10 protein-coding genes are annotated in these 14,049 nt (G+C 72.1%); 6 read left to right on the top strand and 4 right to left on the bottom strand.

Annotated elements, in window-relative coordinates:
- The first annotated feature begins 179 nt into the window (after window positions 1-179).
- Both polA and AC07DS_RS20695 read left to right on the top strand, forming a co-directional pair.
- On the top strand, window positions 180-2,906 hold the full coding sequence (gene polA / locus AC07DS_RS20700; protein WP_479147265.1) for a DNA polymerase I: 2,727 nt from the start codon (window positions 180-182) through the stop codon (window positions 2,904-2,906).
- Window positions 2,907-3,118: 212 nt separating this feature from the next.
- The gene (locus tag AC07DS_RS20695; protein ID WP_479147263.1) at window positions 3,119-3,526 is read left to right on the top strand and encodes a hypothetical protein; all 408 of its coding nucleotides are present in this window, start codon (window positions 3,119-3,121) and stop codon (window positions 3,524-3,526) included.
- Here AC07DS_RS20695 and AC07DS_RS20690 read toward each other — a convergent pair.
- Window positions 3,444-4,301, bottom strand: coding sequence for a DUF4184 family protein (locus AC07DS_RS20690; protein ID WP_479147261.1), 858 nt, complete (start codon window positions 4,299-4,301; stop codon window positions 3,444-3,446). The two genes, AC07DS_RS20695 and AC07DS_RS20690, sit on opposite strands and share 83 nt — an antisense overlap.
- A gap of 318 nt (window positions 4,302-4,619) precedes the next feature.
- Between AC07DS_RS20690 and AC07DS_RS20685 the strand changes: the two genes are divergently transcribed.
- The 3 genes from AC07DS_RS20685 (at window position 4,620) to pgfA (ending at window position 7,643) form a co-directional block, all read left to right on the top strand.
- The gene (locus AC07DS_RS20685) at window positions 4,620-6,311 is read left to right on the top strand and encodes a lytic transglycosylase domain-containing protein (RefSeq protein ID WP_479147259.1); all 1,692 of its coding nucleotides are present in this window, start codon (window positions 4,620-4,622) and stop codon (window positions 6,309-6,311) included.
- 177 nt (window positions 6,312-6,488) lie between these two features.
- Complete coding sequence (locus tag AC07DS_RS20680; protein WP_316753571.1) at window positions 6,489-6,623, top strand: SPW_0924 family protein; 135 nt, start codon at window positions 6,489-6,491, stop codon at window positions 6,621-6,623.
- Between the two features lie 27 nt (window positions 6,624-6,650).
- Window positions 6,651-7,643 (top strand): cell envelope lipid trafficking protein PgfA, encoded by a 993-nt coding sequence (gene pgfA / locus AC07DS_RS20675; RefSeq protein WP_479147257.1) that lies wholly within the window; start codon window positions 6,651-6,653, stop codon window positions 7,641-7,643.
- Here pgfA and hrpB read toward each other — a convergent pair.
- Both hrpB and AC07DS_RS20665 read right to left on the bottom strand, forming a co-directional pair.
- Window positions 7,633-10,158: an ATP-dependent helicase HrpB gene (gene hrpB, locus AC07DS_RS20670; RefSeq protein WP_479147256.1), complete on the bottom strand. Its 2,526-nt coding sequence runs from the start codon at window positions 10,156-10,158 to the stop codon at window positions 7,633-7,635. The two genes, pgfA and hrpB, sit on opposite strands and share 11 nt — an antisense overlap.
- Before the next feature lie 70 nt (window positions 10,159-10,228).
- Window positions 10,229-11,107 carry a class I SAM-dependent methyltransferase gene (locus AC07DS_RS20665; RefSeq protein WP_479147254.1) on the bottom strand — a complete coding sequence of 293 codons (879 nt, stop codon included), beginning with the start codon at window positions 11,105-11,107 and terminating at the stop codon, window positions 10,229-10,231.
- Between the two features lie 318 nt (window positions 11,108-11,425).
- On the opposite strand from AC07DS_RS20665, the gene rpsA reads away from it, so the two are divergent.
- Window positions 11,426-12,919, top strand: a complete 1,494-nt coding sequence (gene rpsA / locus AC07DS_RS20660; protein ID WP_009322963.1) for a 30S ribosomal protein S1 — start codon at window positions 11,426-11,428, stop codon at window positions 12,917-12,919.
- Between the two features lie 160 nt (window positions 12,920-13,079).
- Here rpsA and AC07DS_RS20655 read toward each other — a convergent pair whose 3' ends face one another.
- Window positions 13,080-14,048, bottom strand: coding sequence for a right-handed parallel beta-helix repeat-containing protein (locus tag AC07DS_RS20655; protein WP_479147252.1), 969 nt, complete (start codon window positions 14,046-14,048; stop codon window positions 13,080-13,082).
- Between the last annotated feature and the right edge of the window lies 1 nt (window position 14,049).

Raw genomic sequence — 14,049 nt, 5'->3', positions numbered from 1 at the left:
GGGGCACCGACAGCGGTGAGCCCCGGTCCTGCCGGGCGACGGGAGCCGTGCCCGCGCCGGGGCCCGCGGGGGTTCCGGCCGGGATCCGCGGGCTCGCGGCCCGTGTCCGTGGGGCTGCGCGCGGGGCGGCGAACCCGCCGCGGCCCGGAGTGTCGGTGGGGCGTGGCAGGATCGGGGGCGTGGCAGAGACAGCATCGAAGAAGACCGACAAGAACCCCGGCGGCACCCGTCCCCGGCTGATGCTCATGGACGGGCACTCGCTGGCCTACCGCGCGTTCTTCGCGCTGCCCGCGGAGAACTTCACGACCGCGACGGGCCAGCCGACGAACGCGATCTACGGTTTCGCGTCGATGCTGGCCAACACCCTGCGTGACGAGGCGCCCACGCACTTCGCGGTGGCTTTCGACGTCTCCCGCAAGACCTGGCGCTCCGAGCAGTTCATCGAGTACAAGGCGAACCGCTCCAAGACCCCGGACGAGTTCAAGGGCCAGGTCGAGCTGATCGGCGAGCTGCTCGACGCCATGCACGCGCCGCGCTTCGCCGTCGAGGGCTTCGAGGCGGACGACATCATCGCCACCCTCGCCACCCAGGCCGAGGCCGAGGGCTTCGAGGTGCTGATCGTCACCGGCGACCGCGACTCCTTCCAGCTGGTCACCGAGAACACCACCGTGCTGTACCCGACGAAGGGTGTCTCGGAGCTGACCCGCTTCACCCCGGAGAAGGTTTTCGAGAAGTACGGGTTGACGCCCGTCCAGTACCCCGACTTCGCGGCCCTGCGCGGCGACCCGTCCGACAACCTCCCCGGCATCCCCGGGGTCGGCGAGAAGACCGCCGCGAAGTGGATCAATCAGTTCGGCTCGTTCGCCGAGCTGGTCGAGCGCGTCGACGAGGTCAAGGGCAAGGCCGGGCAGAACCTCCGCGACCACCTGGAGGCGGTCAAGCTCAACCGCCGCCTCACCGAGCTGGAGCGCGGGGTCGAGCTGCCGAAGACGGTCACCGACCTGGAGCGGGGCCCGTACGACCGCAAGACCGTCGCGATGGTCCTGGACACCCTGGAGATCCGCAACCCCTCCCTGCGCGAGCGTCTCTTCGCGGTCGACCCGGGCACCGAGGAGGCCGAGGCCACCCCGGTCGCGACGGAGCGCGTGGAACTGGACGGCAAGATCCTCGGTACCGGCGAGCTGGCCCCCTGGCTGGCCGAGCACGGCACCGGGACCCTCGGCGTCGCCACGGTGGGCACCTGGGCCCTGGGCACCGGCTCGGTCGCCGAGGTCGCCCTGGCGGCGGCCGGGGGAGCGGCCGCCCGGTTCGACCCCGCCGAGCTGGACGAGACCGACGAGAACGCGTTCGCGGCCTGGCTGGCCGACGCCGGCCGCGCCAAGGTGTTCCACAGCGCCAAGGGCGCGATGCGCGTCTTCGCCGAGCACGGCTGGAGCGTGGAGGGCGTCGCCATGGACACCGCCCTCGCCGCCTACCTGGTCAAGCCGGGCCGCCGCTCCTTCGACCTGGACGCGCTGTCCCTGGAGTATCTGCACCGCGAGCTGGCCCCCGCCGCCGCGGCCGACGGCCAGCTGGCCTTCGGCGCGGACGACGGCGCCGAGGCCGAGGCGCTGATGATCCAGGCCCGCGCCGTCCTCGACCTGGGCGAGGCCTTCGAGGTCCGCCTCCAGGAGGTCGGTGCGGCCGACCTCCTCCGGGACATGGAACTGCCCACCTCCGCCCTGCTCGCCCGCATGGAGCGTCACGGCATCGCCGCCGACCGCGCGCACCTGGAGGCGATGGAGCAGACGTTCGCCGCCGCCGTGCAGCAGGCCGTGAAGGAGGCGCACGCGGCCGCGGGCCACGAGTTCAACCTGGGCTCCCCGAAGCAGCTCCAGGAAGTCCTCTTCGGCGAGCTGGCCCTGCCCAGGACGAAGAAGACCAAGACCGGCTACACGACCGACGCCGACGCCCTCGCCTGGCTCGCCACCCAGACCGACAACGAACTGCCGGTGATCATGCTCCGGCACCGCGAGCAGGCGAAGCTGCGCGTCACCGTCGAGGGCCTGATCAAGACCGTCGCCGGAGACGGCCGGATCCACACCACCTTCAACCAGACGGTGGCCGCGACCGGCCGGCTGTCCTCCACGGACCCGAACCTGCAGAACATCCCGGTCCGCACCGACGAGGGCCGGGCGATCCGCCGCGGCTTCGTGGTCGGCGAGGGCTTCGAGTCCCTGATGACCGCCGACTACAGCCAGATCGAGCTGCGCGTGATGGCCCACCTCTCCGAGGACGAGGGCCTGATCGAGGCGTTCACCTCCGGCGAGGACCTGCACACGACGGTCGCCTCCCAGGTCTTCTCCGTCGAGCGGGACGCGGTTGACGCGGAGATGCGCCGCAAGATCAAGGCCATGTCGTACGGCCTGGCGTACGGCCTCTCCGCCTTCGGCCTCTCCCAGCAGCTGAACATCGAGGCGGCCGAGGCGCGCGCCCTGATGGACACCTACTTCGAGCGCTTCGGCGGCGTCCGGGACTATCTGCGCCGGGCGGTCGACGAGGCGCGGGCGACGGGCTACACGGCGACGCTCTTCGGGCGCCGCCGCTACCTCCCGGACCTCAACAGCGACAACCGGCAGCGTCGCGAGGCGGCCGAGCGCATGGCCCTGAACGCGCCGATCCAGGGCACGGCGGCCGACATCGTCAAGATCGCCATGCTCAACGTCGACCGGGCCCTGCGCGAGGCGGCCCTCAAGTCCCGCATGCTCCTCCAGGTCCACGACGAAATCGTCCTGGAGATCGCCCCCGGCGAGCGCAAGACCACCGAGGAGATCGTCCGCCGCGAGATGGCGAACGCGGTCCTCCTGAGGGCCCCGCTCGACGTCTCGGTGGGCGTGGGCCCGGACTGGGAGTCGGCGGCGCACTAGCCGGGACAGCGCCTGATCGCGTGCCGTTGCGGCAGGAAAGGGAGACTCCGCTCCGCGGAGAATTTCCCGCCGCAACGGCGATCAACCCCCACGGCGCATCCCCGCGGTGCCGAACTCACCGAAACCCGCCCTGCCGAACCCCCGGAGGGCGTTTCACTCACGTGGCCCCCGCCAAAACGCCCCCCGAGCCCCAGACCCGCAACACTGCGAGCATGGGTATACGCATGCTCCACCACCGGACACCCGAAGCGCAGGGCAGCACCCCGGCCCCGGCGGACACCGCCGCGGACCGGGGCACGCCCGCCTCGCCGGTTCCGGCCCTCGCGGCCGACGCAAGCACCGCCCGCATCCCCGCCGACCTGGCCACGACCGTACGCAGGGCCGCGGTGGACCTCCGGCGCCGACTCGCCGCCCGCACCCGCCACGCCCCCGACTGGCGCGCCTGGCCGGATCTCGCCCGCGGCTACCTCGCGCTGCTGCTCACCCTGATCCCGAGAACGCGGCCCCGGCGCACCCTCACCGTGTTCGTGGTCCCCGTCATCGAGCGGCCGACCGGTCCCGGCGCGCACCGACCGCCGCTGCGGGACCGCCCGGAGCCGGGGCAGGGCGCCACACCCTGACCCCGGCGGCGTACACCAGCACCCCGAGCACGAGCCCGGAGCCCACGCCGAAGCACAGGGTGGGCACCAGGTCCCAGGGCCGCGCGTGCGCACCCCAGTACTCCCACCACCGCGCCGCCCGCTGCACCGCTCCCGCCAGGGCGCAGCCGCCGAGCACGGCGGCGGCCCACCAGCGGTCCCGTACGGACAGGGCGGGCACCCCCACCGGCTCGCCGGCCGGCGCCCGCCGCAGCGCGCGTACCAGGAACAAGGCGATGACCACGGCGGCCACCGCGGACGTGCCGTACTGCAGCCACGAGTAGAGCGGCATGCCCGCAAGGCCCCGCCCGAGGGCGGGAACCAGCCGGGACCCCCACCGGTCGTGATGCGTGAAGGCGTCCCACACGACATGCGTCAGCGCGCCGAGCACCGCGGAGACGTACCACCACAGCACCGAAACGGCCCGCACGCGCGCGCGTGGCGCACCGCAGCGCAGCAGAGCGGCCGGGCGGCCCTGCCGGGCCCGGGGCAGCAGCGCCACCAGCGGTTCCCGGACGAGCAGCCACAGCCCCACCAGCGCCCAGGAGACGGGCACGTCGACGCCGGCCACTCCGGAGAAAGAGTGCGTGACCGCACCGAACTCCATGCCGCCCGGCAGGACGCTCGCGGCGTAGTAGGTCATGTCGGGCGCGAAGGAGCCCGCGACGAGCACCGAGGGCACCAGCCGGCCCCGGCCGCCGCCGTCCCGGCGGATGGCGGGCAGCACGGCCGCCGCATGGCTGAGCGTGAACGGCAACAGAGCCCCCTGGAGCGGTCGTCGGCCGTGGCACCGGAACCGGTGATCATGCCCGTCCAGTATGCGTGAGTACCGTCCGACGCCCGCCACACCAACGGAAGTTGGCCAACCGGTGAAAAACGGGCGCGAACCCGTGCCCGCTTCAAGGAAGGTGTCGTAGGGTCACCTGGGTCGCGGTGCCGGGCGCACGCTCGAACGTACGTCGCGTGGATGGAAAGACGGAACAGGCGCAACCAGAGCACCGGGTCAACCGTCAGACCAGAGCGAGGCACACGGACGGAGACGGACGCAGGGGCGTCCACGGGAGGGGTTCACTCTATGGCGGCGCACATCGGCAGGCGGCTGCGCAAGGGAGCGGCGACCACCGCCGTGGCCGCAGCGGCGGTCGCGGCTCTGTCCGCGTCCCAGGCTCCGGGAGCCCCCGGCGAGGACCACGGCAGACAGGCCGCGGCCGGCGCCAGCGCCCCGGTACCGGACGTGACCGCCGACGGCAACGCCACCGGCAACTCGCCGTACTACACGGACCTGCCGCCGCTCAACAGCCCCAACCCCAGCCCGTCGCCCACCGTCGGCACCCCCGTCTCCCGGGGCCCGGCCGAGGCCGGTATCCCCGCGACGGTCCTCGACGCCTACAAGAAGGCCGAGGCCGAGCTGCGCAGCTCCAAGCCGGGCTGCAACCTGCCCTGGCAACTCCTGGCCGCCATCGGCAAGGTCGAGTCGGGCCACGCCCGCGGCGGCCGTGTCGACGCCGACGGCACCACGCTGAGCCCGATCCTCGGCCCGCAGCTCGATGGCAACGGCTTCGCGCTCATCAAGGACACCGACCACGGCGAGTACGACGGCAACAGCACCTACGACCAGGCCGTCGGACCGATGCAGTTCATCCCGTCCACCTGGGCCTGGGCCGGCCGCGACGGCAACGGCGACGGCAAGGCGGACCCCAACAACGTCTACGACGCCGCGCTCGCCGCCGGCCACTACCTGTGCCGCAACGACTGGGACCTGTCCGGCGAGGCCGGCCTGCACAGCGCGATCCTCAGCTACAACAACTCGCAGGACTATCTGAACCTGGTCCTGAGCTGGCTGGAGTACTACCGCAAGGACAGCCACTCCGTGCCCGACGGCTCCGGCGGCGTGCCCTCCCACCGCAGCGACGACGGCTCGAAGCACACCACCAAGCCCTCCGACCCGCCGAAGACCAAGCCGGGCAAGCCCGGCGGCGGCAAGGGGCACCACGACCCGAAGCCGCCGAAGCCGCCGAAGCCGCCCACGCCCTCCGACACCGTGGACCACCTGAAGGACGCGAGCACCGGCAACGCGAAGCTCACCGCGATGGCCGGCGACGCGTTCGCCCAGCGGATCGGCACCCGCGCCGAGACCAAGGCCGGGTCGGCCGTCGGCAAGGTCCGGATCCGGTTCACCATCACCGGCGACACCGACGCCACGTTCGCCGGGGGCGAGACCGTGGCCACGATCGCCACCGACGCCAAGGGCGTGGCGCTCGCACCGGCGCTCGAGGCGGGCGAGAAGACCGGCACCTTCAAGATCACCACCGTTGTCGTCGGCCACAAGGCCAAGGGCGTCGACTACACGGCCACCGTCACCGCACGCGCCGCCGACACCCTGGCCCGCACCAGCGACACCCCGCTGACCTGCACCCCGGGCGGCGAGTTCGCCGACCAGGTCCAGGTGAAGGCGACGTACAAGGGCACCGTCGCCGACAAGGTGGCGGCCACCGCCACCCTGATCAAGTCGGCCGACGACGCCACCGAGAACGACAAGGGCCCCTACTTCAAGGACGCCGACGGCAAGGCCGTACGCACCCTCACCGGCCTCCAGACGGACGACAAGGGTCTGCTCACGCTGCCGAAGCTGTACGCGGACGACGTCACGGGCACCTTCCTGCTCCGCATCACCACCACCGGCGGCGCGACGCTCACCGTCGAGCTGAAGGTCGCCGCGGCCGACGCCTCGGCCAGCCCCTCGCCGAGCCCGTCCGCGACCCCCTGACGGAGCGAAGCCGGCACAGCGCGACAGGGCGCCCCTCCGCCACGGCGGAGGGGCGCCCTTGTCCGTATGCCCGTATGCCCGTATGCCCGTTTGCGTTACGTGTTCTCATCTCGCGCGCGCGTTGCTACGGTGCCGCACCTGACGATCCATCAGGAACCGTCCGCCGGGAGGCCCCGCATGCGCGCCCTGATCGCCGCCGCGACCGGTCTCGCCCTCGCGCTCGCCCTGGTCCTCGCGATCACCGCCATGGGCGCGCCGACGGGCCGGACGTCCCCCAAACCGCTGCTGACGACGGTGCCCGCGCACCCGTAGCAGCGCCCGTCCGGGAGGGAGGCCGGAATGCGCCGCAAGGCAAGCCTGGTCCTGCTCGCCTGCGCCGTGTTCTTCGCGGCGCTGTCCCCGCTGCTGCGCTGGTACGCCTTCCCGCGCCTGGCCAGGATCCCCGCGAACCAGTACCAGGACATGGTGCTCGAGGCCAAGGGCGCGACCCTCCTCGACTACGGCACCATGCGCGCGAGGAAGGTCCCCGAGGTGACCATCGTGCAGACCCTCAAGGGCAACGTGGAGGCCGCCGAGCGGATCGGGAAGAGCGCGGGGCGGCCCGTCGTCGTCTGGGACGGGCTGTCCTACGTCCAGGGCCCCGACGGCAAGATGGTCTCCCGCGTCCCGGAGCGCTACATCTTCGACGCCCACAGCCAGGACCCCGTCCACGCCACCGGCGAGTCGGTCGACGGAGACCCGGTCAAGCGGGACGGCATCGAGTTCAAGTGGCCGTTCCTGACCCAGAAGCGCGACTACGAGTACTTCGACGCGCAGACCCGCACCACCAGCCCGATCCACTACCAGGGCACCCGGACCTTCCGCGGCCTGAAGGTCTACTACTTCGAACAGACCATCCCCTGGACCAAGGTCGCCATGCCCAAGACCATGCCGGTCAAGGGCATCACCCCCGAGTCGGTGGCCAGGACCGGCACCACCCGCTGGTACAGCACGGTCCGCAGGTTCTGGGTCGAACCCGTCACCGGAGCGCCCGTCTACGGCGAGGAGCTCCACAAGGAGGAGCTGCGCGGCGGCACCCTGCTCGGCGGCCGCGCCCGCGTGACCGCGTTCGCCGGGGACGTGAAGATGCGCGAGGACTACATCGAGCACACCGTCGCCCTGGTCGAGCACAACCGCACCCTGGTCCTGCTGATGACCTCCTACCTGCCCTGGGGCTTCCTGAGCCTCGGCCTGCTGCTCCTCGCGCTCTCCCTCTACCTGGAGGCACGCGGCCGCCGGCCCGGGGACCCGGCACCCGCGCGGGCGACGGAACCCGAACCGGTCAGCGCCTGAGCCGCGCGTTGGTGTGCCGGGTGGGCTCGGCGGTCGCCGGGTCCTCGGGCCACGGATGCTTCGGGTAGCGCCCGCGCAGCTCCGCGCGCACCCCCTTGTAGCCGTCCTTCCAGAAGGAGGCGAGATCGGCCGTGACGGCGGCGGGCCGTCCGGCGGGGGAGAGGAGATGGACGAGCACCGGCACCCCGGCCACCGCCGGAGTCTCCTGCAGCCCGAACATCTCCTGCAGCTTCACCGCGAGGACGGGCCGCTCCGGGTCCGCGTAGTCGATCCGGATTCTGGACCCACTGGGTACGGCGATCCGTTCGGGCGCCAGCTCGTCCAGCCGGACGGCCTCCCCGCTCGCCCAGGGCAGCAGCCGCGCGATCGCCTGTCCGGCGTCGATCCGCCCGAGATCGGCCCGCCTCCGGGCCCGGCCCAGCTCCGGCTCCAACCACTCGTCCACGCGCGCGTGCAGCGCTTCGTCCGACACGTCAGGCCACGGCTCCCCGAGGTGCGCACGCACGAACGCCAGCCGCTGCCGCAGCACCTCCGCCTCCGCGGACCACCGCAACAGCCCGAACCCCTCCTGCCGGAGCCCTTCGAGGAGGGCGCCGCGCACGAGCCCGGGATCGACGTCCTTCAGCGGCCGTACGGCCAGCTCGACGGCCCCGAGCCGTTCGACACGCCGGGCCACGACATCCCCGTCGGCCCAGTGGACCTCGTCCCGCTCCGCCAGCAGCGCCCCGGCCGCGGCCCGCGCCACGTCCTCGTGCACACCGGCTCCGAGCCGCACGCGCGCATGCCCCTTCCCGCCGGGCCGGTCGGCGACGGCGACGACGATCCAGGGTGCGCCGCGCAGCGCCGACCCCTCGGACAGCTCGGCCCGGGTCCCGGACGCCATGAGGTACGAGCCGCCGTCGAGCCTGGCGACCCGCTCGGGGAAGGCGAGCGCGGCGACGAGGCCGGCGATGCTGTCGTCACCGGTGCCGGGTCCGGCCTGGGAGGCCGCCGGCAGCCGACGGTCCTGGGCGACCGGGTGGGAGAACTCCTCCGACACGGCCCGCAGCCGCCGTACTTCACCGGTCCACCGCCCCGCGTAGGCGTCACCCCCACGCCGGGCCCGCCGCAGCGCACCGGCAAGATCATCCCCGTAGTCCCGGGGCACCTCTTCGGAGAGCAGAGCGACGACCGGGGCACCCCCACCGGAGGTGTCCAGCAGGGCCCGCCCCAGCCGGGGGTGCACTCCCAACCGCCCCAGCCGTACGCCGATCTCGGTGGCCCGGCCGGCGGAGTCCACCGCTCCCACCGCCGTCAGCGTGGCGCGCGCCGCAGCCATGGCCCCACCCGGCGGCGCATCCAGCAGTGCCAGTCCGGATGCGTCCGGATCGCCCCAGCAGGCCGCCTGAAGGGCGAACGCGGTCAGGTCGGCCACCTTGATCTCCGGCGCCGGAAAGGCCGGCAGACGGACGTCCTCCGCCTCCGTCCAGCACCGGTACACCACACCGGGCGCCTCACGCCCGGCCCGCCCCGCCCGCTGCCGCCCGGCCGCCCGGGACGCCCGTACCGTCGCCAGCCCGCTCAACCCGCGCGCGTGGTCCACACGAGGCTCCCGCGCCAGGCCCGAGTCGACCACCACCCGCACCCCGGGCACCGTCAGCGACGACTCCGCCACGGACGTGGCCAGCACCACCCGGCGCCGCTCCCCTGGGGCCAGCACCGCGTCCTGCACGGCGGCCGGGGCCCGCCCGTGCACCTGCAGCACCTCGACCTCACCCGGACGGCCCAGCTGCCCGGCCACACGCGCGATCTCGCCCACGCCGGGCAGGAAGCACAGCACGTCCCCCTCCCGCTCGGCCAGCGCCCGCCGCACCACCGCCGCCACATGCCCCAGCAGCGCCGGATCGACCCACATGCCGTGCGGCGGCCGCACCGCACGCGCGGGCGGCGCCCAGACGACGTCCACGGGATGCGGGACACCCTCGGCCTCGACCACCGGAGCGTCGCCGAGCAGCCGTGCCCAGCCCTGTGCGTCCGTGGTCGCCGACGCGGCCACCAGCCGCAGCTCCGGCCGCAGCGTCTGCCGTACGTCCCAGAGGAAGGCGGCCACCGTGTCGGCGTCCAGATGCCGCTCATGGCACTCGTCGAGGACCACCACGTCGACGCCGGCCAGTTCCGGATCCCGTTGGAGCCGCTGCAACAGCACACCGGTCGTCACGACCTCCACGCGCGCGCGGCGCCCCACGACCCGCTCGCCGCGCACCGTGAAGCCGACGCTCTCGCCGGGCTTCTCGCCCAGCAGCCACGCCATCCGCCGGGCCGCCGCCCGCGCCGCGATGCGCCGAGGCTCGGCCACCACGACCCGGCGCGCCGGGCCGCCGCCGACCAGCCCCGCCAGCACGAGCGGCACCAGCGTCGTCTTGCCGGTGCCGGGCGGCGCCACCAGCACGGCGGTGCCGTGCCCCTCCAGGGCGTCGCTCAGGGCGGGCAGGGCGGCACGGACGGGCAGCGCGTCCAGGGCGTCGTAACGGATCACGCCCCCAGTGTCGTACGGACACGAAAACGCCCCGCACGCGTGCGTGCGGGGCGCCGGTGAGCGAGGCCGCTCAGTCCCGTTCGCAGACGAAGACCGCCGTACCCGGGATCAGGTTCCCGCGCAGCGGGGACCAGCCGCCCCACTCCGAGGTGTTCCAGGCCGGCCACTCCGGCTCCACCAGGTCCACGAGCCGGAAGCCCGAGGCCACGACGTCCCGGACCCGGTCGCCGAGCGTCCTGTGGTGCTCGACGTAGACCGCGCGGCCCTCCTCGTCCTGCTCCACGTAGGGCGTGCGGTCGAAATAGGACGCGCACACCGACAGGCCCTCGGGGCCGGGCTCGTCCGGGAAGGCCCAGCGGATCGGGTGCGTCACCGAGAAGACGAACCGGCCACCCGGCCGCAGCACCCGCCGCACCTCGCGCAGGACCAGCCGCGGGTCGGCCACGAACGGCAGCGCCCCGTACGCGGAGCACGCCAGGTCGAAGGAGCCGTCCGCGAAGGGCAGCGCGCCGGCATCGGCGCAGATCAACGGAAACGATCCGCCGATGCGCAGGGCGTGCTGGAGCTGGCGGTGCGAGATGTCCAGGGCCACCGGGCTGGCGCCCTGGGCGGCCAGCCAGCGCGCGCACTGCGCCGCGCCCGCACCTATCTCCAGGACCTCCTTGCCCTTCAGGTCCTCCGGCGCGCCGAGCAGCTCGGCCTCCACCTCGTCCAGGCCCTCCGGGCCCCAGACGAAGCGGTCGTCGCCGAGGAAGGTGCCGTGCTCGACCTGGTACTCGTCGGCGTTGCGGTCCCACCAGCCACGGTTGGCCCGGGCGCTCTCCGCGACCCCGGTGTCACGCCGGGTGGCTTCCGCCTCGAACCCCTCAGGGTCGAGTGCTTCGGACTCTTGGATGATCGGCTCCCTCGTCGTACTCTTCCGTGCAACCCGCCCGGGCGAGTGCGTCACAGAAGGGGTCCCACGGCCCTGCGCGGCCTCCTGGGACGCTTTCTTGTGCCGGGTATGCGGTGAACCGCCCCGGGTGTGCGCCTTCGCGCATTGACCATGTCCGGCTGCCCCCGTATGCTACAAGTTGCGCTGCGGGCCTGCGCACCTCAGACGTAGCAGGCTGCGCTCGCATCTGTTGTATGTCCCCTCGGTTGTCGAGGCGCCATCACCAGTTTCTGGTGGGGCGCTTCCTTGGCTGTCCGGCTTCTTCAGAGCGATACGGGCTCCCGGCGTAGCAGTACCTACGACTTCAATGTCCGTACCGGAGCCCTTTCCCACATGACGAGCAGCACCGAGACCACCGCCACCACCCCGCAGGTTGCGGTCAACGACATCGGTAACGAGGAAGCCTTCCTCGCCGCGATCGACGAGACGATCAAGTACTTCAACGACGGCGACATCGTCGACGGCGTCATCGTGAAGGTCGACCGGGACGAGGTCCTGCTCGACATCGGTTACAAGACCGAAGGTGTCATCCCGAGCCGAGAGCTCTCGATCAAGCACGACGTCGACCCGAACGAGGTCGTGGCCGTCGGCGACGAGATCGAGGCCCTGGTCCTCCAGAAGGAGGACAAGGAAGGCCGCCTGATCCTCTCGAAGAAGCGCGCCCAGTACGAGCGTGCCTGGGGCACCATCGAGAAGATCAAGGAAGAGGACGGCATCGTCACCGGTACCGTCATCGAGGTCGTCAAGGGTGGTCTCATCCTCGACATCGGCCTCCGCGGCTTCCTCCCGGCCTCCCTGGTCGAGATGCGCCGTGTTCGCGACCTTCAGCCGTACGTCGGCAAGGAGCTCGAGGCCAAGATCATCGAGCTGGACAAGAACCGCAACAACGTGGTCCTGTCCCGCCGTGCCTGGCTCGAGCAGACCCAGTCCGAGGTCCGCCAGACGTTCCTCACGACCCTCCAGAAGGGTCAGGTCCGCTCCGGCGTCGTCTCCTCGATCGTCAACTTCGGTGCCTTCGTGGACCTGGGTGGCGTCGACGGTCTGGTCCACGTTTCCGAGCTCTCCTGGAAGCACATCGACCACCCGTCCGAGGTTGTCGAGGTCGGCCAGGAGGTCACCGTCGAGGTTCTCGACGTCGACATGGACCGCGAGCGCGTCTCCCTGTCGCTGAAGGCGACCCAGGAAGACCCGTGGCAGCAGTTCGCCCGGACCCACCAGATCGGTCAGGTCGTCCCGGGTAAGGTCACCAAGCTGGTTCCGTTCGGTGCGTTCGTCCGCGTGGACGAGGGCATCGAGGGTCTGGTCCACATCTCCGAGCTGGCCGAGCGCCACGTGGAGATCCCGGAGCAGGTCGTCCAGGTCAACGACGAGATCTTCGTCAAGGTCATCGACATCGACCTCGAGCGTCGTCGCATCAGCCTCTCGCTGAAGCAGGCCAACGAGTCCTTCGGTGCCGACCCGGCCTCGGTCGAGTTCGACCCGACCCTGTACGGCATGGCCGCGTCCTACGACGACCAGGGCAACTACATCTACCCCGAGGGCTTCGACCCCGAGACCAACGACTGGCTCGAGGGCTACGAGAAGCAGCGCGAGGAGTGGGAGCGCCAGTACGCCGAGGCGCAGTCCCGCTTCGAGCAGCACCAGCAGCAGGTCATCAAGTCCCGCGAGGCCGACGCTGCCGCTGCCGCCGAGGGTGGCGAGGCTGCCGCTCCGGCCGCTTCGGGTGGCGGTTCGTACTCCTCCGAGGGTGCGGACACCTCTGGTGCCCTGGCCTCGGACGAGGCCCTGGCCGCGCTCCGCGAGAAGCTGGCCGGCGGCCAGAGCTGAGCGCTAGCCGCTGGGTTTAGCCGATAGTGCTGAGGGGCCGTACCTTTCGAGGTGCGGCCCCTCGGTCTTGTTCGGGGTCTGCCGGTCGTCCTTCGGCCGCGGGCCGGCTGTGGCCGGTCGTGCAGTTGCCTGCGCGCCCAGGGGGTTCGCGCCGCCCGTATCAGGGGGTGACCGGGATGTTGGTCAGGCCCTTGCCGCCCGTCACCGTGTTGCTGCCGTACACCGTCGTCCTGCACGCGGTGCTGTAGTTCGTCACGTTGATCGCCAGCCGGGTCGAGCCGGTGGCGCCGGTCAGAGTCGACTTGTTGTTCCTGAAGACCGTGCCGCAGCCCCAGCCGGACTGTTGGGTGTGGGTCTGATAGCCGTCGTTGCTGGTGTTCCGGCCGGTGTTGTCCTGGACGAGGACGTCGTCGCCCTTCACGTCGACCCAGGAGTCGTCGTAGTTGGCGCCCGTCAGCCCGCTGCCGTCGAACGTGTTGCCGACGATCTGCGCGCCCGTCGTGCCCTCCTTGATGTCGACGTTCTCGCCGCCGACGTCGGGGCCGATCGTGTTGCCGAGGATCTGGACGCGGTCGCTCTTGTCGGAGAGCGTGTTCGCGGTCCCCACGTAGACGCCCTCGCCCATGCCCCGGCCGTCGTTCCCGGTGTCGTAGATCCTCGAGTTCCTGAGCACGCCGTCCGTGCTGGAGTTGCGGAAGTGCACGCCCTCCATGTCGAGCCCGTGCACGGTGACGCCGTCCACCACGACACCCTTGGCCGAGTCGATCATGATGCCCTTCTGGCCGCCGGTCACGGTCAGCCCGCTGACCGTCCAGTAGGACGCGCCGTTCAGGTGCAGGCCGTAGCTGCCGCTCGCGGTGAGTACGGCCTTCGGGGAGCCGGTGAGGGTGATGCGGGCCGCAGCGCCGGCCGGCGTGCTCGCCTTGAAGTTGCCGGTGTACGTGCCGTCCGCGAGATGGATCGTGTCGCCCGGCTTCGCACTGCTGAGCGCGGTCTTGAGCTGGGCCGCGGTGCCGACCTCGACGGTCCGGACGGCCGGGGCGGCCGGGGCCGGACCCGCGGAGAGGAGCAGGCCGCCGGTGGCGGTGGTCGCGGCGAGCAGGGAGGTGAGCAGCGTGCGCGTGCGCATG

The organism is Streptomyces sp. NPDC044064, from assembly GCF_056434245.1.
The sequence above is the reverse complement of the archived record's forward strand: the minus strand, read 5'-3'. Positions and strand labels throughout refer to the sequence as shown.

Bases quoted from the DNA above. Each gene is read 5' to 3' on its own strand.
- AC07DS_RS20685 (WP_479147259.1), top strand. From the start codon at position 4,620: ATGGCGGCGCACATCGGCAGGCGGCTGCGCAAGGGAGCGGCGACCACC.
- AC07DS_RS20680 (WP_316753571.1), top strand. From the start codon at position 6,489: ATGCGCGCCCTGATCGCCGCCGCGACCGGTCTCGCCCTCGCGCTCGCC.
- AC07DS_RS20695 (WP_479147263.1), top strand. From the start codon at position 3,119: ATGGGTATACGCATGCTCCACCACCGGACACCCGAAGCGCAGGGCAGC.
- AC07DS_RS20655 (WP_479147252.1), bottom strand. From the start codon at position 14,048: ATGCGCACGCGCACGCTGCTCACCTCCCTGCTCGCCGCGACCACCGCC.
- rpsA (WP_009322963.1), top strand. From the start codon at position 11,426: ATGACGAGCAGCACCGAGACCACCGCCACCACCCCGCAGGTTGCGGTC.
- pgfA (WP_479147257.1), top strand. From the start codon at position 6,651: ATGCGCCGCAAGGCAAGCCTGGTCCTGCTCGCCTGCGCCGTGTTCTTC.